Here is a 21768-nt window from a genome sequence, read left to right as displayed (position 1 = left end):
AAAAAGTCGCCAAACATGACTGCTTGGCGACTTTTGCCTTTAAAACAACATCACTCAGGTTTAGAAGCACTTAGGCTTAGAGGTACTTTATCCAAGCCTGAGTGCTATTTTTTTTATACTGGCTAAACCGTTTAACAGGATAATAGAGTCCGACGGCTAACAACGCTGCAATCAACCAAACCCAGCCAATACTATTGACTCCATAAAATTCACCATGATTAGCACCAAAGGTGAATTTCGCTAAGGTATAAAGCAATAACAGCACGTACAAATGCAAGATATAAAAAAACATCGGTACTGAGCCAAACACAGACAACCAATGTCCGACTCGCGCTAAACTCCCATCAGCTTTCCCGTCTGATGCAAAGTGCCGCTCAAACGCGACTAAGCAGAAAAACATCCCGCCTAAGGTCACCAGTAAAAAGCTTAACGATGGCGGGTATTTGGTTAAGTTAACGACCGACATTAAGGTTTCACCAAAATTCGCCCCCGCCTGCCAAGGCAAGGTTTCACCATAAAGGTTAAACCCGCGTAGCACGGCAAAAAGTCCCCAACAGCTTATTCCTAACTTCAACAGTGTTTGCTGGCGCTGCGAGGCTTCAAGCGGGTTACCATTGGATTTTTGACTGAAAATTGGCCCCGCCACATAGCCCAGTAAAATCACCCCAATCCAAGGTAGCACGGGATAACTCACCTTAACCCTAAGCGCACCTTCGCTGATGAGATAGCCGCGATCGTGCAATATGGTCCACAGACTATAAGCCCACTCATTGGGTTGAAAGCCAATAGGCGTCAATAGATTATGGCCAAAAACAATCGCTAGACCTAAAACAGCCATCCAAGGTCTAGGCAGTTTTATCAGCGCAGCGAGCGCTAGCATACTCAGACCAATCACCCAAATCACTTGTAACCAGAGGGTGTAATAGCTGACCATCCAAGACAGGTTAGAGAAGTTAATCACTAAAATTTCCAGCGCGATTAAAAATAGTCCGCGTTTAATCAAAAACATACGTGCTGAACGTGGCTCGCCATGGCTACGATTGGCATAAAGCCATGCAGAAACCCCAGTTAAGAACACAAAAACCGGCGCACAAAAATGGGCGGCAAAGCGACTCAAAAAAAGCCCCCAAGAGGTCGAACTCAAATCCATAGGATCGCTCACCTGCATATGAAAGAAAAACCGCTCCCGTGCATGATCGAGCAACATGATCAACATCACTGCGCCGCGCATCATATCGATACTATTGATACGGCTTCGGCCAAGCGTTGGACTCGATGCTTGTTCCGCAATATTGGCTGACAACGAAGGATTCGAACTGATATTAGAATTCATAACTGACACTCACCTTAATGCTACGTGGCTCACCCGGTACAGCCCAAAGTGCTGAATAACTGTTGGCGATATAATGCTCATCCAGTACGTTATCCAAATTCACCCCAAGGTTTAGATTATCGCTCAGGTGCGTATTGATAAATAACCCAAGCAGCTGATAAGCAGGTAATTGAAAACTGGGATCGGCGGAATCGCCAAGGCGTGAGTCAATATAGCGCCAGCTCAAACCTAAGTGACCATCAATAGATAATCCGCTCAGATCCTGTTTCAGTAGCAAACTCGCCGTATGTTTTGGCACATTGACCAAAGGACTGCCTGCAGGAATTAGTTCGCCCCAGTCTGGATTCAAACTGTCATTGGCGGTACGTGTATTCAAATAAGCGTAGGATAATTTAGCCTGTAAAGAGTCCGTCAACTCGGCAGAGATATCAAGTTCAACGCCGCTACTTTTTGCCTCCCCTAAGGTAGCTGCAAAGCCAACATTGACAGGATCTGAGGTCAAAATATTGCTCTTTTGCGCATCGAACACCGCCAAGCTGCCATTCACCGCCAGATCATTTAGCCAAGTAAGATTAAACTTCATTCCTAGCTCAAGCGACTGACTCTCTTCAGCTTCGAAAGGCTTACCCGTATAGTCGGTTCCAGAAAGCGGTAAAAAGCCTTCAGAATAGGAGGAATAAAAACTTAATTCATCAGACCATAAATATACTAAACCCACTTTTGGGCTGACTCGACTTTCCGTTTGCTTAGATAATGTATCATTGACAACTTCACCGATATCTTGCTGATAACGGTCGAATCTCAGCCCTAAATGCAGCTTCCATTTCTCAGTTAAATCCATTTGATCTTGCAGATAAGTCCCCCATGCCTTTTGGGTTTCATTATCCTCATACAACAAACTGACCTCGGGTTGAATCCCACCATATTGAGGCTCAAAAATATCAATGGCATATTCACCTTTTTGGCCTCGGTGGCGGTACAGTCCCGTCTTCAAATCATAATGATAGGCGTCAGCACCGAGCAGTAAATTGTGGCGAATAAAACCGGTATCAACATGACCACTTAACTCTAGACGCAGCGAGTTATCCTCGGATGCATAATCTCGGTATCTGTGCTGCCGGGTAAGCGTGCGGCCATCATCAAATAGCGATTGTCTGCCCGCTGCTAACTCAGCATCAGAGGAAAAGCCCTTCAAGCTAGAATCGCGATAGTTATAGCCCGCGGTGAGTGACCAATCATCATTTAATTGATAGTCATAGGTCAGCTGATGCCCAGTGGCATTGACCACAGTTGCGCCATCATTAGGCTCACCTAAATAACGTGAGCGTGGCACTGTATTGATATCATTGTTGAGCACAATAATGCCGCGATCGAATAGCTGTTCTTGCTTGAGATATTCCATTTCATAAAGTAACGAGGCTTTATCAGAAATCTGCCAACGCGCAGACGGCGTGATGATTTTTTTATCGCTGAACACATAATCGCGAAAACTATCGTGTTCCTGCCACGCACCGTTAATCCGAAATGCCACATTGTCGGTCAAGCCGGAAGTCACATCCCCCTCTAATCGATATTGATCGAAACTTCCAGCAGATGCTTTTAAATAACCACTGGTTTGATACTGAGGTTTCTTAGTCACAATATTGACTGTACCACCGGGTTCCGAGCGACCATAAAGCGCCGAACCAGGACCTTTTAAGATCTCGACATAGGCCACATTTGATAAATCCCTATGACCACTAAAACCTCGGCCACCATTAAAGCCATTAATTAAATAGCCCGATGGCATGTTTTCATTACCCGGAAAGCCGCGCAGGGAAAAGCTATCCCACAAACCGCCACCATTGTTTTGCCGCGCCACACTGGCGGAATAATCCAGCACATCTTGAAACCTTGTCAGTCCCGCATCTTTCATCAATTGCTCGTCTAACACACTTATCGCTTGCGGAAGTTCAGTTGCAGAAACATTGCCACGATAGGCTTGGCGATAGTGGATACTTAAACGCTCAATCTCAGTGCCAAGAGCGGTATCACGAGCCGCGTCACTAGCAGTATCAACAGCACTAGCCACATCACTCACTTGACTGCCTTCTGCGGCCAACAGTTTTGAAATAGGATTGAGCACAAACAAGGCGCCCAGCAACAGCGCAGCGCGCTTGGGAATATAAAAAGAGGTCATTTTCACTCCGAAAATAAACAGCATCGACGTCTTAGCTAAGCCAAGACGCTCAAAGTTAATTAAGATATATCTAATAAAAAGTAACTTATGCTGTTATGGGCGGAGCACGACTATTGAAGAAACGACTAAAAGGTCGTTTAAAGGAAATGGCTTGGAACTCAACCGAGATATAACTCTGCTGAGCCAATTGAAAATGAAAGGGCGTACTGGTTATCGCATGTTGCAACTGGTGCTGATGTAAGCACAGCGAACAATGAGACTTAGGATCTTCATTGGCATGAGTAATACTGTGAACAGCAATGGCCACAGACAAAAGCACCAACATGGCGGCAAGCCATATTGCTAGGGTGCGTCTTGTTTGCATCACACTATTCAAACCATACTTCCTCAACTCATTTGGCTGGCGATTGTATGTTAAACACAACTAAAGTTGCAAACCAATTTACCTAAGTCGCAGGCTTAAATGTTACAAGCGGGATTCGACAGTTTGTTGGAGGAAAATCACTCTAAGTACCTCATCACGAACATCATAGAGTCAGGTCGTTCCACCTTGTGAACGAGGATTCGAGCCTGACTCCACCATCAACAAGATAGCGAGGACGTGTTTAAACTAAGGCTGCAACTGAGTCTCGCTCGACTAAGTTGGACAAAAAAAGGTGAGTATTACGGGACTCAGGCGTAGCATTTGACGCTAACTTAATCGCTAAATCTGTAGCATAATTGGCCATTTCCTCAATCGGGTAATGCATGGTCGTCAATCTAGGACGGCAAGCACGGGCAATCGATAAGTCATCAAAACCAATCACAGAGACATCTTCAGGCACCCGAATTCCCGCCGCAAATAATGCATGAATCGCGCCAATCGCCATTAAGTCGTTATAAGCTAAGATGGCCGTGAATGGTGTGCCTCTTGCGAGTAAGGCTTGTACAGCGGCTTCGCCACCTTCCATATTCGCGGTAGACTCTTCAATGGCATCCAAGGGCAACTTCATATCCCGCAACAGCAGAGCTTGGCGTACCCCTAATATGCGTGACGCAGGATCGCGGTTTTGGTAAATACTGGTGATCACTGCAAAATCTTGATGGCCGCGGTCGAGTAAGTAGTTAGTCGCCTCTTGGGCACTGGTTACATTGTCGAGCCAAACGCAGCGATCGGCAATTTTAGGGATAAAGCGGTTGATGATCACAAGCCCGGGGATTTGTTCAGTAAGGCCTATTAAAGTCGACTCATCCGAATATTCGCTGTGGAGAATAATAGCATCACAGTTTTGGTCACGCAGGGATTCGATCGCATCGATTTCAGACTGAGTCTCATAAAGCGAATTACGCATAATCAAGCCATAACCACGCTCACGAGCAGCACGTTCTGCGCCGCAGGCCAAACTACTAAAAAAAGACATAGATAAATTCGGCGTGACGATACCAATCGTATTAGTACTGCGTTTGACAAGCGCTTTGGCGTTCGAATTTGGGCGATAGTTAAGTTGCTCTATCACCTTCTGCACTCGTGTACGACACTGGGCGCCAACCTTGCCCTGGCCGTTAACAACCCGTGATACAGTTGCAATTGAGACACCCGCCACTCTCGCGACATCTTTTATGGTAGCCAATTTATCCCCTTTAACCGGAAATCGTACTATGAATGAATTAACCTATCGGCCTTGTATCTAGACAAGATCATTAGGGCACCAAGGGTAAAAATAAAACTGCCAAAAGACAATAATAAACGCATAGCAAACAAAGTACTATCCGTTTGATTGCCCGCTAAACTGGCATCAAAACCGACTAAATTGAGTAACTCACCAGATCCTAGCATTGCCAACACTAAACTCATGCTGATCACTGTATGGTGACGACTGACTAAATAAGGACTGATATCTTGACCTGTATCGCGCCCCAGTTCAGTGAGCATATTGGGTATAATACAGGTCATCGCCGTCCAAATAGCGGCACCAATCACAGCATCAATCCACAAAGCCCAATAACCATATGGCGTATACACATACCATTTAAGTAAACAGCCAAAAACCGTAAATACGAGTACTCTTTGTAATGTTACCACAGCACCCCATTGTTTAACCCCATGGGCGAGTATGGGTAAATACAAGGCTCCCGCTATCGCATAGCCACTCGATAACGCACCTTTAAGCATTGAGCCTTCGGTCACGTCACCTGCAGACATAAAATATACCAGCAAGTAATAGTCAAAACTGATACAAATCCCCACAGCGCCAAACTGCAATGCCGAGATCCACAGTAATTGGTTAACCTGCCGGCGAGTATGCACGCTCAAGGTTGGCGCCATATCTGTTGCGATTTTCATCCGGCTATCGCCTAATCGCACTCGCTCAGGGGCGAATTGCCAAGCCACCAAAGTACATAAACTGCCGATTAAGCCTAAGCCCACCAGCCAGCCTATTATTCTCACACCACTAGTAGCATCAGTAAATAAAGTTAACTGAGTTAATGGAAATAACCAAAAGTACAACACCGCGGCAATCTTTTCAAACAAGGTAATACGACTAAATATCCCTTGCCCATCATCACTTATCAAGGCCAAACGAAAGGCCAATAGCTTCAAGGTGAGGATCAGTACTGTCATGGATAGGCTATAGCACAAACATAACATCACTAAGACAGCCCACTGCCAAGCCATAGGCCAATCTGCTGGGACCATCCACAATAGGCCAAATAACAAAGCGGTTACCCAACCACAGGTTAATATTATCCGCCGCTCGGTCCACAATTGTCGCTGCAACAGCGACATAATTCGTCCCGAAAGCATTGCACCACAAACGATAGGTAAACTCAGCAAAGCGCCTAAGAGTAAAGGGTCTAAGCCGCGCAGCATTTGATAATAGGGTAAGGCTAACGCCACAACCCCTTGCTGGGCGATAAACGCCGCAAAAAAGCCTGCACCAAGCACCCACTGAAGGTACTTTTTAGGAGCTAAATCTAGGCTTTGGCATACGGCATCACTCGCAGAATTATCTTGTTGCTGATGCCTGTAGCCCTTACTCGCGCGGCTTATCGATATAGCACTTACCTCTTAATTAAATTTATTTCAGACAAGACAATATTATGGCCTTTGTCCCGCGCCTTTATCTCATAATCCTTTGCCACAAACCCCAGCTGCACACCTTGTAATTTCCCCAGCGCCTCAGCGTCGAATCTATAGGGTTCAGAATGAGGATAATTCATCGGCATAAACATGGGATAAGCCTTTGTTAATACCGTCGGCATTGGCGATAAATCAGCTAATGGTATGCTAATAGACTGCCACCCAGCTTGCAATGTAACAACCGCGCCATAGGCTAGTCCATCCTCGTTTAACAGCGCAACAGACACATGTTCATTGGCTTGGTCTGCATAGATTCGCAGCTGAACGGTATTGTATCCCTTCAGGGAATGTTGAGAAAGCGCATTATCTTTGGCTGATGAGATACGTACGAGCATATTATCAGCTTCTGAACCTGTAGCAGATGTCAGCAGATTTGGGAGATAAAGTTGCAATCCAAGTCCTTGATCGCGCACGCCACTTTGGAAACGCCATTCACTACGGCCATTTTGTGGATAAATTAAGTTATCTCTATCGAGCGTGGCATTAAACAAGCTGACCGGAGTGCCTTTAGCACGCCACTCAAATTGATAAAAAGCTGCGCCACTGCGCTTCACAAAATCCCATTCATTTGGATTTCCCTCAGCATGACCTGGAAAGCTTGTTTGATCAGCAGCTTGAGTCACCACAAAAGCATATTCAATCGCCCCAGTGCGCTGCCAGTTTTTGACATCAGTGAGGGTTTGGAGATAGAGACTGCCATGGGCTTGCATCGGATACACCTTAAACTCACTATCACCAAGATAGCGCACATAAAGCTCAACCTTATCTATCGCTTTTGCGTCCATCACACTGGTGCTAAAGGAGAGCGCATCCCCCTGATTCAGCGCCTGCACATTCTGGTGCACTAAGCCTAAGGTTTGATGCGGCATAGGCGGCAGATAATAATGGTCATCAACCTTGCCCTGCTTTGATGCAAGTAACGATTTATCCTTAGCGAGTAAATACTTGCCAGGCGTTAACTGCACTGTGCCTTTGCTGGCTTGTAGCGAAGCGCTATTACCTTGGTTGATACCTTGCAGCCAATAATGCTGGCCTAAATCCGACAGAGCCAGATTAAAATGTCGCGAGGCTTGATACAAACGGACGGCTTCACGTTTTAAGCTCGAATTCTGATGTGGATCAGATAACACTAAGGCATCGGGATACACTTCTAATTGCCATAAACCATCAGAGATCTTATCTAAAAAGTAGCTACCATTGCCGTCATAGTTAACAATCGCAGAACTGCCAACGCCAGCGATATGCTCAAGCTTTTTAGGCGCTTGTGGCTTTTCATCTGTGTTATTACTGTAATAAAAACGCGCTGGCTGATTTAATACACTGACATCGTGGCCATAATCTAAGCTCACGTCAGCAAAGTGATTACTTTGCGGATAAGCACCGCCCTCAAAACCGCGAGGAACTTGTCTAAATACCTCACCGGCAATCAAAAAGCTGATGGCTTTTGACGGAGTGTAAAGTAGATTAAGAAAATGGGTATTGTAATCAGCATTGCTGCCCGCAATGACTGCCGGATCGTAGGCAAACTGAGTCGCCCATTGGAATCCAGCCTCGCGAAAACTGCGTGCCATTGCTGGATACATGACACTGGCAGTTACATCTGCGGCATCAAACTCATAAATCATTTTCGCCTTCGTCTTACAGGCCGCAATATCGGCGAAGGGATTGGTGTAATGGGCAACATTGACCAGAGTATTACTGTTAATCCGGCTCATTTTTACTAGCCCAGTCGGATACCACTGATAGGCAATTCCATCGATATTAGAATCGCATACCGCTTTTGCAAAGGCTGGGTTGTCGCCCTGCTCGCTAATGTTATAAAACAGCGGTTTCGTTACGCCACTGTCATGGCTCACCTTAATTAAACCATCGATATAGCTTTGACTCTGATAAACATCGCCATGGTGACTCGGCTCGTTAAACAATTCAAAGGCAATAATGTTGGCATCCTGACCATAGGTCACACCACTATAACGATTCTTATGAGCAAAGAATTGTTTCAGATAAGTGTGCGTTGCCGTAATAGCCTTAGGCTCGGTATTCATCTGCGCTTTAGTAAAGCCATTAGCAAATCCTTGAGTCTCAGTATCCGGCGCAGGATAACCATTACCCCACCACGCAATCGGGGTAATAATGGCGCGAATACCATTAGCGGCAAGCTTATTCAGTAAATAATCCAGCAGTTCTAGATGAACATTATCGACTAAATTCCCTTTTACATCGGAAACTTCTCTGTCGAAGACATGCACACGATAGCCCGTCACCCCAAGACGCTTAAGATGCGCCACATCCATATCGATAGCGGCGTGCATGTCAACACCGCTATTAACCATAGCACGGTAGGTAAAGGCAAATGGCGCAGAGTAATTCACGCCAAAGTGACGCACTTCACTGCCATCGTCTAGGTACAACACTCCGTCTTCAACCTTCGCATCAGCCGCAAAAACACTCGCGCTCAATAACGGTAACAAAGGTGATAACGCAAGCACTGCTGCTAATTTGGTGAGTAATTTCATGCACAATTCCTTTTATTCTTCACTGTAGCCCGAAGGATTTTGACTTTGCCAACGCCAAGTATCCTGCATCATCTGGGTGAGATTGCGTTTAGCTTGCCAACCTAGCACAGTGCTGGCTTTATCGGCATTGGCCCAAAATGCAGCGAGATCGCCCGCGCGACGTGGCGCTATCTCATAGGGAACAGGCACACCACTCGCCTGTTCAAAGGCAGCGATAATGTCCAGCACTGACACACCTTGACCCGTTCCTAAGTTGAACGCTTCAATGCCACGCTGCAATGGATGGTCTGCCAACCAATTAAGCGCCGCCGTATGGCCTTCGGCTAAATCCATCACATGCAGATAATCCCGTAAACAGGTGCCATCTTGCGTTGGATAATCACCACCAAAGACACTTAAATGGGCGCGGCGACCCACTGCGACTTGGGCTAAATAAGGTAATAAATTATTCGGGATCCCCTTAGGATCTTCGCCTAAGTTACCGCTTTCGTGAGCACCGATAGGATTGAAATAACGTAGGGATACGCCCCTGAATTCAGGGTTAGCGGCCGCATAATCGGCCATAATGCGCTCGACCATCACCTTAGTCGCACCATAGGGGCTCGAAGGAGACCCTAGCGGCATTGACTCAAGATAAGGCACGATCGCCAGCTCACCATAGACTGTCGCCGATGAACTAAAAATAAAATCAGTGACTTGATGACGCTGCATGGCCTCAAGCAAACACACACTGCCGTGTACGTTGGTTTGATAATAAGCCAGCGGTTTTTGGGTTGATTCGCCAACCGCTTTAAGCGCAGCAAAATGGATCACCGCATCAAATTGATGCGCCTCAAACACCGCATCTAATGCTGCTTCATCGCGAATATCGCCACGGACAGACTCAATATGTTTGCCCGTCATCTCTTCAATTCGCGCTAACGGCACCTCACTGGCATTACACAAGTTATCAAACACCACCACTTGGTGGTCCTGTTGTAATAATGCCAAAACGGTATGCGAACCTATGTAACCTGCGCCACCTGTCACTAATACTTTCATCGTGTTACCACCAAGTTGTGTACAGCGCGATTAAAATAATCGCGATAATCGCAGTGTGTAGATTAAAGGATGGCGTGGTCGCAAAAGACACTTGGCTTAAATCCACAGTATTACTTGGCTGCGTTCTTGGGCGCAGTAAAGACACCAACACCCCGAGTCCTAAACACAAAAGGAACACCACGCTCATGCGATCCATAAAAGGCAATGTCGGCCAAGTAAACTTAAGTACAAATGACCCTACGGCGGAACCCAAAGCCGCCGCAATGGCGCCTGCCGGTGACGCTTTACGCCAGAACATGCCCATTAAGAAAATCACCACAATACCCGGCGTAAATACGCCAGTAAATTCCTGAATATATTGGAAGGCTTGGTCAAATTTACCCAGTAACGGCTCCGCCATGATCATCGCAATCACTAGGCTAACTAAGGTTGCCGCCCGGCCCACAAACACATAATGGGTTTGTGATTTAGCCGGTTTGAGATGACGATAGATATCCATAGTGAAAATGGTTGAAATGCTGTTAGTCATCGAGGCCAAAGACGAAACAATTGCCGCCACTAACGCCGCAAACACTAACCCCTTAATCCCAACTGGCATCAGCTCTATCATCGACGGATAAGCTTGATCGGGCGCAGAAAGATTGGGATATAAAACAACAGCGGCGATACCGGGCAACACCACAATAACCGGTACCACTAGCTTTAAGTAAGCCGCAAATGCCATGCCTTTTTGCGCTTCACGGATATCTTTAGCCGCCAATGCGCGTTGAATAATGTATTGGTTAAAGCCCCAATAACTTAAGTTCATGATCCACATGCCGCCCACCAGCACTGAAATGCCGGGTAAACTCATGTAAGCCGGATTATCACTGCTTAAGATCATGTCAAAATGCTCAGGTAGTTTCTCAGTCAACACACCAAAACCGGCTATCACACCCGCACCATCGGATACAGCATCTAAGGCCAAGTAACTTAAGATCAATCCACCAAACACCAATAACACGACTTGGATGATATCTGTGTAGGCAACGGCTTTTAAGCCACCATAAAGCGAGTATGCCGTTGAAAAAATGGCCAACATCATCATGCCTGTAAACCAATCGATTCCCGTGACCGTTTGAATCGCCAAACCACCGAGCCACAGCACAGCGGTTAAGTTTACAAACACATACACCGCAAGCCAGAATAGCGCCAACACTGTCTTTACTCGGCTATCGAAGCACTGCTCTAAGTACTGCGGCATAGTGAAAATCTTGTTTTTCAAAAAGATAGGCAACATGTACTTACCGACCAATAGTAAGGTAATGGCCGCCATCCATTCATAGGAGGCAATAGCCAAACCTATGGCATAACCTGAACCTGACATACCGATAATCTGTTCGGCTGAAATATTCGAGGCAATCAACGAGGCACCAATCGCCCACCAAGGTAAAGCTTTACTGGCGAGGAAGTAATCTTCAGTATTGCGCTCGTGATTTTTCTCTGAGCGTGAAATCCATAATGCAACCAACAACAAACCAATAGCGTAAATGGCTATGATGGCGATATCGAGTGTAGCGAGCTTCATATTCTGTACTCTTCTTATTGTTTTATCTTATGTTAATGCGCTAAACGGCAACGAAGGCCCCATCGACCGCATGGCATAAATAGACATCGGCCTTAAGCCCTGTCGCCGCGTGATAGTCCTCGGCTAATGTGGCAAGCACGTTATCCACATGGCTACGTTCAGTTAGTGCCACTACACAACCGCCGAAACCGCCACCAGTCATACGGGCACCGCCATATTCACCAAGCTTGTCGGCCAACAAGGACACTAGAATATCTAACTGTGAAGTGGTGACTTCAAAGTCATTTTTCAGAGAATCATGTGACTCAGCCATTAATGTGCTGATCTGTGCCATATCGTGACGATTAAGTGCCGCTAACATGTCACAGGTGCGAAGACTTTCACTGATCACATGGTGGGCTCGGCGATAAAGTATCGGTTCGAGATCCGCTTTTGCGGCATTAAGCTCGGCTAAGGTCACATCACGTAATGAGGTTTTACCTAATAAGGCTGCAGCTTGTTCACACTGTTTACGGCGAGTATTGTATTCGCTATCAACTAAGCCACGCTTTACATTGGAATTGACTATGATGATGGCAAGATCTTCAGGCATACGAGCGTATTGAATGTCTAGACTACGACAATCAAGCAACATAGCGTTGTGCTGTTTACCCATGGCAGAAATCATCTGATCCATAATGCCGCAGTTGCATCCCACAAACTCGTTTTCGGCTTGCTGCCCCATCAAGGCTGCTTGTACGCCAGATAAAGGTAAATCATACAGTGCCGCCATGGTCTTTAAGGTCACCACTTCAAATGAAGCCGATGAACTTAATCCCGCGCCGCGTGGCACATTACCTTTGACCACTAAATCGGCACCACCAAAATCTGGTAATGCTTTAGCCAGTGCAATCAAACTGCCGCGGACATAGTTGCTCCACGACGAAACCTTATCAAAAGCGATATCATCGAGGGAAAAACTAATGCGTTCACCATCACAATCCAGCGCAACTACATTGATAGTGCGATCATTTCTTGCTTTACCTGCCATCCAAGTGCCAAAGTTAATCGCGGCGGGTAACACAAAACCACCGTTATAATCGGTATGGTCACCAATCAAATTCACACGACCTGGTGCATGGCTAATTTGTGTCGCAGCATAACCAAAGTGCTCTACAAATGTCTGCTCCAGCAGGGCGATAATGTCCGACTGAGCCACTGCTTGGCTCATCGCATTGATATCATCATTGCTATTATGGGTTAGGTTCAACGTATCTTGATTCATGTTTAAGACTTCATTTTATAGTGAACGGGAGACAACTGACGTAGGCGCTCGGCGGCCTGCTCAGGGGTCAAATCTCGTTGGGCTTCGGCAAGCATTTCGTAGCCAACCATAAACTTACGCACAGATGCGCTACGCAGTAATGGCGGGAAGAAACTGGCATGTAAGCGCCATTCATCATGTGCTTCGCCATCGTATGGCGCACCATGCCATCCCATCGAATACGGGAAGGAACACTGGAACAGATTGTCATAGCGAATGGTAATTTGGCTCAAAATATCTGCCAAGCTGGCCTGCTGACTGGCGCTTAAATCTGTCATACGCTGAATTGCAAAACGTGGCAGTAGTAAAGTTTCAAATGGCCAAGCGGCCCAATAAGGCACAACCACTGCCCAATCTTCATTGCTCACCACCAAACGCTCACAGCTGACAACTTCTTGCTCCACATAATCGGCAAGCAAGGCTGTACCCTGTTGCTTGAAATACTCACTCTGACTTTGTTGCTTGCGCTCTATTAGTGTGGGCAGTTGGGTCTGGGCCCAAATTTGCCCATGGGGATGTGGATTGGAGCAGCCCATAACAGCGCCTTTATTCTCAAACACTTGCACCCAAACATAACGCTGGGATAAATCGGCACACTGACTCTGCCAAGTTTCAATCACTTTAATGATTGAATCAACTGAGAGCTCAGGTAGGGTTTTAGCATGATCGGGTGAGAAGCATATTACTCGACTCTCACCTTGTTCGGTACGCATGCGAAACAGTGGAGAATTTTGTTGAAATTTTGGCGTATCAGCTTTTAACGCAGCAAAGTCATTGGTGAAAACAAACGTATCTGTGTAGCTCGGATTAACCTCACCATTAATACGTGTGTTACCCGAACACAAAAAGCAGCTCGGATCGTGACTCGGCTTTGGCGCGTCATCGACAGCCTCAACTTGGCCTTGCCAAGGACGTTTTGCCCTATGGGGCGACACTAAAACCCATTCTCCCAGCAGCGGATTATAGCGGCGATGTGGGTGTTCAGTCGGATCAAATTCGGGGTTCATGATATTACTCAACTCATTCATGGTATTAGAATTTCAACTCTGTAGTTAAAGGTGTAACGGCATTTTCAAGGTTGAAACTTGCTCGCAAGTGCGCGCCTTTGGCGCCGTTATGTACTCGAACTAAAGCCGTAGCAACGCCTTTTTCAGTCACTATCGCTTCAGGGTTAAGTACCTCAATAGCGCTATCGGCTTCAAAGCTGACGACTTTGCCATTCATAGGAACTGTGGTGCCATTAGTATCAACTAATCTGACATTGACAAATAACACATCACTGCCAGTAGGATTAACAGGTACACCTGCGGTATCGAGTGAAATCTCAAGGGCGTGAATCGCTTCTGGGGTGCTAACACTGTGGGTTGCGACTAATTTATTGCCAATAAAAGCCTTCGCACTCAACTTTCCGGCCTCAAAACGTGGCAGATGAAAAGTAAAGGGGGGATGAGGCAGCTTGTCTGTATTCGCGCCGTTATCGGGCGTTTGACGGGCAATTAATTTGCCATTTAACCATAACTCGACGGCATCCGCGTTACTAAAAACCCGAACATTTGGCGAAGAGTCCGCTTGCCAATCTGAAGCGATATACACCATAGGTCCGGCATTGTATTGGGTTGACGTTAACGCCGGATCACGCTGACTTTGGAACAGGTAATAACTGAACTTAGGCTGACGATAAATACTCATAATGCCAGATGCTTCTAAGTCATTGGCATAGCCACGGTTATAGTCAAACATCACCCAATAACCATCAGCAAACGCTGGAGTGTGAAGATTATCGTTATGCGCTTCCTGTAGGTTCATCGCTTGTTGTAAAAGACGTTTCTCACCCGCACCGAGTAACTGACGACTGGTGCGTTCATCATCTTTTAAATCAGCCCATGACTGTTGGTTAAGACCCGCATTTTGCGCATAGTATTCCCAGTCACCGTACTCAGACACATTGTACGGCTGAATAGGTGTTTGATAATGCTGCATTCTATGTTGACGTGCTTGTAAATAGATATCGTATTGAGTCTGCCAACCTGCAGACATAGCACCAGGTAACTCCGCCTGAATAATACCTTTTAAATGCTCAATAAACGCCAGTGGCATCTCAGTTTCATTGAGCGAACATTCCCATGCTAATACGCTGGCATGATTGCGATCACGACGTATTAAATCTTTGCAAGATTGGTACGTTTGCTCAGCAAATGCTAGATCTGGAGAGTAATACTGCCAACCTAATATGTCATCAATCAGCACTAAACCTAATTCATCTGCAGCATCCATGAAAGCTGGTGAATGGGGATAGTGAGATAAACGGACATAATCAAATCCAGCCTCTTTAATTTTGATCGCATCCCGGTAATCAGCCTGATTTGAGGTGGCATAACCGACATGGGGATAATCTTGATGACGATTAACACCGCGTAAAAAATAGGGTTCACCATTAATCAGCAACTCATGCTTAGCATTAAAGGCGAACTCACGAATTCCAACGTTATTATTGCTTCGCTCAAGCAAGGTTTTACCTTGCCAAAGTTCAGTATTTAATTGATAAAGATTTGGATGAGTTGGATGCCACAGCTTTGGCTTTTTAACCGTTAGGCTCTGGTCAAAGACTTGCTGGCTATTGGCAGCTAAAGTGTAGCTTTGCGCTGTTGTTGCAACCGCTTTACCGTCGAACTCAAGCACCTGTTTTAAGGTGAAGTTAGCCGGTTTACTACCTTGATTACGGATATCGGTCTGAACGGCCACACTTGCCTTAGCCTTATTGTCTATCTTGCTCGAAATCAGTAAACCGCCACGATTAGGTAAATTAGTCAGTATCTCATCACTGACGTGCAGTGGCGCTTTAATGAATAAGTTAACCTCGCGGTATAAACCGCCATAGGTATTAAAGTCGAGTAATTGTAGCGGTTTAGGACCAGTTGTTGGATTATCGTTATTGTCTAACTCCACCCTTAACTGATTGTCAGCCCCGTAATTTACTGCAGTTGATATATCAATACTGAATGGCAGATAACCACCTAAATGCTCACCTATTGGCTTATCATTTAACCACACTCGAGTGGAGTTCATTGCGCCTTCGAAACGTAGGTAAAGACTTTTTCCTTGCCACGATTTAGGGGCATTGAATTGCTTTTGATACAGAGCAATACCCTGCCATTGGTCATTAACCAACAAAGGTTCAAGCTTAGGAGTATGGGGTAAACTCACCTTTTCCCATGCTTTAGCTTCAGGCTGAAACACGGTTGCGTGTGCGGGTGACTTTTGGAATTGCCAATCCTCGTTGAACGACAGTTTGATAGCAGTCTGCGCCTGTGGCGAAGCCTGCACTTGCACACTGGGGAAACACAGTAATACAATTGCAAACAACAACTTGAAATACATACCAAGGTACCTTATAAACGGAATAAACCAAAAACTAGAAATCCCGGTAGTGAAAAATGAACCAAGGCGCTCACATAAGTGAGCGCTTCAGTTATGGTCACATAGAGAGCGTAAAGCCCAACACGTAACGGCGACCCCACTCTGCATTTTCTGCTACACGGGTTTTATCGTTGTCCCAATAACTTGTTGACGCTTCGTTAGTCAGGTTTTGCCCCTGTAACATCACTTTAAAGTTATCAGTGAACTGATATGAAATACTCGCATCTACAGTAGCTTGGGCATCATATAAGGAGATTTCGCTTGGATCCCAGCTATTGATCCCAGTGTATTCACTACGGTAGTCATAGCCTACTCGTACTTCAAACCCTTCCTTGTAATACCACAAGGTCACGTTACCGACATTTTTAGATAAGCCTGCTAAAGCATATGGATTATCCTGTGGTGTGAATTCTTCCACTTCTGAATCCGTGAAGGAATAGTTAGCGTAAATGCCTAAACCATCAAATGGTGCCGGTAAGAAATCAAAGCCCTGTTGGTATAAGACTTCAAACCCTTTAATTGCACCGCCATCGCCATTGACTGGGCCGCTATATTCATAGTCGACACCATCCAAGGTTTTAGTGCTGGTCGCAATACCAATATGGCTCTGCATGTCTTTATAGAATAAAGACACTGTCATAGCACCACTGTCAGAGAAGTAATACTCGTAGCCAAGATCTACCTGATTGGCAATATATGGATCTAGCTCAGGGTTACCACCAGAAGCGGTATTTGGCGTTACTGTAGTATCGATTGAAAAACCGGTACGCATTTCAATCAACGGAGGACGTGACATAGTACGTGCTAAGCCGAAGCGTATTTGTGAATCATCAGTTATATTAAACAACAAGTTAAGTGATGGCAGCACTTCTGTGTATTCATGATCAATACTCGCAGAACCTAAAGAGCCATCAAGCAATTGCTCATAACCTTCTGATGTTGAGCGAGTATTTACAACACGAACGCCAATATTGCCCGAATAAGGTGTATCGCCCCATTCACTGTTGATATTTAACATCACATAGGCAGCACTGTTCTTTTCAGTTAAATTCCAAGAAGCGAGCTTATCGGCGCTGTTTTGCAATGCATAATCAGCACTACCAAGCCCACCAAACGCATCATGTGCGACTTTATCCCAATCCTTTAATGCGTAAAGGTTAGGCACCTTATAGCCACCACCAAGAGCATAGCTTGTGCCGTAATTAGTTAAGCCATTATCAGCAACAACGGCTTTCTGCCAGTCTATGACACGGTTTTCCTTCTCGCGATCTGAATAACGTATACCGAAGCTTAATTGTTGAAAAATTCCCCAATCGACATAACGCTCAAAGTCTACACGGGTATTCACCATTTGATCCGACAGGTCGCGGTCATTATCGCCGATCATACCAATATTTTGTTCTTCCCAAACACCGGGTGCCGTCTCAACCCATTCCATGGCCCCTAAGGTGTAATAATCTGGATTAGAGATGTCTATTGCACTTAACCCTTCCGCCGAATTATCATGCACTTCAGCGCTGAAACTATTACCATCGGCCACACTCCAACCTAAATCATAACTAGGGCCGTTGTAGCTAGAGATAATATCAACCCATACAGAATCGATTTGTGCTTTAGAAAAACCGACATCCGCTTTAATGCGCCATATATCGCCTTCCCATACCGCATTCAATCCTGTACTCAACAACTCGTTTTCTTGGAACCAAGTTGCGTTATGCACCTCATGGTTTGCATAGGCTAACCCGCCTCCAACAAGCTGTTCACTTCCGTCGGCCTTTGTGATGATCTCGGGCTGAGCTGCAGAATTGTTATAATTCCAATTTTTACTGCTTTGATAATTTCCTAAGTCATTGAAGTACATTTGATCTTCACGTTCTTCAATTTTAAACTTTGAATAAAACAGATCGTATTTTAGCTTTAGTTTATCAGTCGCCTGCCACTCTAGGATCCCCATAGAGCCTAAGCGTTTATTGGTACCAACTTTATCACCTGACTGTGCGCCCCAAGGTGCAGACTCTTGGATACCATTATCGTTAATATCGCCTCTATCAGCGCCATTATTGTAATTCCAACTTTTAGTACCACGTTGTACTGAAGGCTGATCCTGATAAGCAATACCGAAGGCATAACCTAAGTTATCGGTAATGTTATCAACGATACTAAAGCTCAATTTAGAGCCATTGGTTTGCCCATCTGGCAATTCATCAGCCAGATCGTAGTACATACCATTAGCGCTTAATGTTACTTTACGTTCGCTTTGCGCTAATGGACTGACAAAATCCATATTCACTAAGCCAGAAATACCGCCTTCAACATTACTGGCCGTTGGACTTTTATACACTTGAACCGAATTAATCAATTCAGCAGGAAATTGTTCGTAGCGCACATCACGACTTGGCTCACCACTAACAATCTCACGGCCATTCAAAGTGGCCATATTTAACCGAGGCCCCATACCACGAATTGAAATACGACTTGCGTTACCACGATCTCGATCGGCAGCCACCCCAGGCAGACGAGCAAGTGCATCGGTAATGGTCACATCAGGCATATTGCCAAGATCATCGGTAGAAATTGTTTCGACTGTTTGTGATGAAGTACGTTTGCTAAACAGCGATTGTTTTAGAGTTGAGGCAAACCCCCTAACTTGTATTACCTCAACTTTTTCTTCGGCAGTAGCTGTAGCAGCAACCTCTGTTGTTTCTTTTTTAGTATCATCTTCCGCAGCAAAGCCATGAGTTACATAGCATAAAGGGAGCAATGCAACTGCGACTTTACTGAGTTTGAATATATTATTTTTCATTATCTTATCCATTCTCTTAACATTTATTTTTATAGAGTAGAGAGCGCGACAACCATTTTGTTAACTAGATGTATCCATCTAGCAGATATTTTATAACATCAAGGGTAAACGTTTTCCACAAAAATTTGCACGATTATGGGTAAAAAAAGGGTAAAACTATGTTTTTAAATGGATTAAAATTTATTGTAAATTAAGAGGATTTGCGTATTTTGCTCTAATATCGGGCATTAACCCAATGGAGTGCATCAAGATAGCGCAAATGAACTAAAAGAAATAAAGGGAAAAGGAACTAAATAGTGTTATAGAAAAGATTTACTCACCGAGTAATATAGGAAGAGTTAACTTGCTCAATCTTAAAAGGATAAATTGAATATTGCAGACTGAAATCAGAGTGCGGATTTGCCAGGAAAAAATAGCAACGGAAAAGACAAAGGCCTAGCATTTCTGCTAGGCCTTCTAAATTTGGCAGGGGTGGCAGGACTCGAACCCGCAACCATCGGTTTTGGAGACCGCTGTTCTACCAATTGGAACTACACCCCTGTTGACGAGGGGCATTATGCTAAACCCCCTTCCAAAGGTAAAGTACTTTTTCAAATAAAGTGCTCAATTGCAGTTTTTTCACACAAGTAAGCCGTTCAAAAGCATTTATGAGTAGCTTATGCTTTTACAGGATGCCAGTGGACATTGATTAATTTCGATTGTGATATGGCTAAGTTGCGAAAACTTACTTTCAAGTTGTTGCTTTAATTGCACAGCATCAATGTCACTATGGACTAGTAACGAGACAATCGCAGCATAATGTTCAGCGCTTACCTTCCAAATATGAAGATCAGTAACAATAACGCCATCATGCTCGAGGAAGTGTTTTATTCGTGACTTCTTGTCCAACCCGATTGAATTATCAAGCAAGATTGGACTCGTTTGCTTCATTAACCCCCATGCCCAACGTGTAATAATCACTGCGCCAACTATACCCATAACAGGATCGAGGAATGTCAGTCCCATATATTTACCAAAGACTAGCGCCACAATGGCTAAAACAGACGTTAAGGCATCTGCAAGTACATGGAAATAAGCAGCTCTTAAATTATGATCATGATGATGTACTGCCTCATGCTCATGCTCATGCTCATGCTCAGCGTGATGATGATCATGACTATGATGATCTTTCAATAAAAATACACTAACAATATTGACTGTAAGACCGATAAAAGCAACAAAGATAGCTTGGTTAAAATAGATTTGTTCTGGATTGATAATTCTGACTAATGATTCTACTAACATTATCAATGCAACCATACCTAAAGCGATGGCACTGGTGAAGCCCCCCAGAACACTAACTTTACCGGTTCCAAAAGAAAACTGGGGGTTATCAGCATTTTTGCGGGAATATCGATAGGCAAATAAAGTAATCATAAATGCTGCAGCATGAGTACCCATATGCCAACCATCAGCTAATAATGCCATTGAACCATAAATGGAGCCGGCAATAATCTCAGCTAACATAGTAATAATGGTTAAAATAAGTACGTAAAGGGTATTCCGCTCACCATCAGAGTTCTGATGACTGAATTGATGATGGTGTTGCCATTGTTTTACTGGATGAGATTGAGACGTCATTGAGGCACTTAGATGAGCAAATTAGAGTGACATTATCTATGTATTATCGATTAAATATCAAGTCAAAAGCATATTAAGTCGTATCCCATTTGCATAAACAACAGTAATTGTTTCTATTGATACATGAATCAATTAATGAGGAACATATCGACCTAATGCTGATCTCACGCTTTCTAACATATCAAATAATAGACACAAAAGCATTAGCGATATAATAGCGATCTGTCTCACACTCATTTAAGTGATTAAGTCGCCTAGAAATGACCGACTCTCGCATGGGCATATCATCCACACGAGTCAATGGTTTAGGTCCAAGAACGGCTTTAAATCTCAAATTACAGACGTAAAAAAAACCGCTACATAATAGCGGGCTGTTTCACGACTCTTTCATGTCAATTAGGCGCCTGGAGATGACCGACTCTCGCATGGGCATACTGGCCACACTGACTAATTGCTTAGGTTTAAGGCACAAAACAAAAAGGCCACTCGAGTAGAGTGGCCTTGCTGTTTTATTAGGCGCCCGAAAATGACCGACTCTCGCATGGGCATATCATCCACACGGGTTAATGGCTTAGGCCCAAGAACGGCTTTCAGGCACAAATTACAGACGTAAAAAAGCCCGCTACATAATAGCGGGCTGCTTCACGACTCTTTCAAGTCAATTAGGTGCCTGGAACTGACCTACTCTCGCATGGGCATATCATCCACACTAGCTAATGATTCGAATTGAGAAAGTCTTTAGACACAAAACAAAAAGGCCACTCGGTTAGAGTGGCCTTGCTGTTTTATTTGGCGCCTGGAAATGACCTACTCTCGCATGGGGAGACCCCACACTACCATCGGCGATACTGTGTTTCACTTCTGAGTT

At 44.9% G+C, this 21768-nt stretch carries 13 protein-coding genes and 1 tRNA gene; all 14 read right to left on the bottom strand.

All coding sequences use genetic code 11. The features are described from left to right. Positions 1–76 precede the first annotated feature (76 nt). The 14 genes from H5164_RS00070 to dmeF all read right to left on the bottom strand — a co-directional run bounded on the left by H5164_RS00070 (position 77) and on the right by dmeF (position 20900). A complete protein-coding gene (locus H5164_RS00070) occupies positions 77–1333 on the bottom strand; it encodes a DUF1624 domain-containing protein (protein ID WP_182754125.1) in 1257 nt (418 codons plus the stop codon). Further along, positions 1323–3512, bottom strand: coding sequence for a TonB-dependent siderophore receptor (locus H5164_RS00065; RefSeq protein ID WP_182754122.1), 2190 nt, complete (start codon positions 3510–3512; stop codon positions 1323–1325). The genes H5164_RS00070 and H5164_RS00065 overlap by 11 nt, the downstream gene beginning before the upstream one ends. A gap of 85 nt (positions 3513–3597) precedes the next feature. Then, a complete protein-coding gene (locus H5164_RS00060) occupies positions 3598–3888 on the bottom strand; it encodes a DUF2607 family protein (RefSeq protein WP_182698657.1) in 291 nt (96 codons plus the stop codon). A 229-nt stretch (positions 3889–4117) separates the two neighbouring features. Continuing rightward, positions 4118–5122 carry a LacI family DNA-binding transcriptional regulator gene (locus H5164_RS00055; protein WP_182698656.1) on the bottom strand — a complete coding sequence of 335 codons (1005 nt, stop codon included), beginning with the start codon at positions 5120–5122 and terminating at the stop codon, positions 4118–4120. Positions 5123–5148: 26 nt separating this feature from the next. Continuing rightward, on the bottom strand, positions 5149–6438 hold the full coding sequence (locus H5164_RS00050; RefSeq protein ID WP_182698655.1) for an MFS transporter: 1290 nt from the start codon (positions 6436–6438) through the stop codon (positions 5149–5151). A gap of 116 nt (positions 6439–6554) precedes the next feature. Further along, complete coding sequence (locus H5164_RS00045) at positions 6555–9149, bottom strand: hypothetical protein (RefSeq protein ID WP_182754119.1); 2595 nt, start codon at positions 9147–9149, stop codon at positions 6555–6557. Positions 9150–9161: 12 nt separating this feature from the next. After that, a complete protein-coding gene (gene galE, locus H5164_RS00040; RefSeq protein ID WP_182698653.1) occupies positions 9162–10190 on the bottom strand; it encodes a UDP-glucose 4-epimerase GalE in 1029 nt (342 codons plus the stop codon). A 4-nt stretch (positions 10191–10194) separates the two neighbouring features. Continuing rightward, on the bottom strand, positions 10195–11757 hold the full coding sequence (locus tag H5164_RS00035; RefSeq protein ID WP_182698652.1) for a sodium:solute symporter family transporter: 1563 nt from the start codon (positions 11755–11757) through the stop codon (positions 10195–10197). Between the two features lie 40 nt (positions 11758–11797). Continuing rightward, complete coding sequence (galK, locus tag H5164_RS00030; RefSeq protein WP_182722439.1) at positions 11798–13021, bottom strand: galactokinase; 1224 nt, start codon at positions 13019–13021, stop codon at positions 11798–11800. A gap of 2 nt (positions 13022–13023) precedes the next feature. Beyond that, a complete protein-coding gene (locus H5164_RS00025; protein WP_182698650.1) occupies positions 13024–14067 on the bottom strand; it encodes a UDP-glucose--hexose-1-phosphate uridylyltransferase in 1044 nt (347 codons plus the stop codon). 25 nt (positions 14068–14092) lie between these two features. Next, complete coding sequence (locus tag H5164_RS00020) at positions 14093–16438, bottom strand: glycoside hydrolase family 2 TIM barrel-domain containing protein (protein ID WP_182754116.1); 2346 nt, start codon at positions 16436–16438, stop codon at positions 14093–14095. A gap of 97 nt (positions 16439–16535) precedes the next feature. Beyond that, positions 16536–19280, bottom strand: a complete 2745-nt coding sequence (locus tag H5164_RS00015; RefSeq protein WP_182754114.1) for a TonB-dependent receptor — start codon at positions 19278–19280, stop codon at positions 16536–16538. Positions 19281–19743: 463 nt separating this feature from the next. Continuing rightward, positions 19744–19820 (bottom strand) — tRNA-Trp (locus H5164_RS00010). Positions 19821–19925: 105 nt separating this feature from the next. Then, positions 19926–20900, bottom strand: a complete 975-nt coding sequence (gene dmeF / locus H5164_RS00005) for a CDF family Co(II)/Ni(II) efflux transporter DmeF (protein ID WP_182754111.1) — start codon at positions 20898–20900, stop codon at positions 19926–19928. Positions 20901–21768: the final 868 nt, after the last annotated feature.

This window comes from Shewanella sp. SG41-3 (assembly GCF_014164545.1).
GTDB lineage: Bacteria > Pseudomonadota > Gammaproteobacteria > Enterobacterales > Shewanellaceae > Shewanella > Shewanella vesiculosa.
The sequence above is the reverse complement of the archived record's forward strand: the minus strand, read 5'-3'. Positions and strand labels throughout refer to the sequence as shown.

Coding starts and splice junctions, on each gene's coding strand:
- H5164_RS00045 (WP_182754119.1), bottom strand. CDS start 9,149: ATGAAATTACTCACCAAATTAGCAGCAGTGCTTGCGTTATCACCTTTG.
- H5164_RS00015 (WP_182754114.1), bottom strand. CDS start 19,280: ATGAAAAATAATATATTCAAACTCAGTAAAGTCGCAGTTGCATTGCTC.
- H5164_RS00035 (WP_182698652.1), bottom strand. CDS start 11,757: ATGAAGCTCGCTACACTCGATATCGCCATCATAGCCATTTACGCTATT.
- H5164_RS00025 (WP_182698650.1), bottom strand. CDS start 14,067: ATGAACCCCGAATTTGATCCGACTGAACACCCACATCGCCGCTATAAT.
- H5164_RS00065 (WP_182754122.1), bottom strand. CDS start 3,512: ATGACCTCTTTTTATATTCCCAAGCGCGCTGCGCTGTTGCTGGGCGCC.
- H5164_RS00020 (WP_182754116.1), bottom strand. CDS start 16,438: ATGTATTTCAAGTTGTTGTTTGCAATTGTATTACTGTGTTTCCCCAGT.
- H5164_RS00070 (WP_182754125.1), bottom strand. CDS start 1,333: ATGAATTCTAATATCAGTTCGAATCCTTCGTTGTCAGCCAATATTGCG.
- dmeF (WP_182754111.1), bottom strand. CDS start 20,900: ATGACGTCTCAATCTCATCCAGTAAAACAATGGCAACACCATCATCAA.
- galK (WP_182722439.1), bottom strand. CDS start 13,021: ATGAATCAAGATACGTTGAACCTAACCCATAATAGCAATGATGATATC.
- galE (WP_182698653.1), bottom strand. CDS start 10,190: ATGAAAGTATTAGTGACAGGTGGCGCAGGTTACATAGGTTCGCATACC.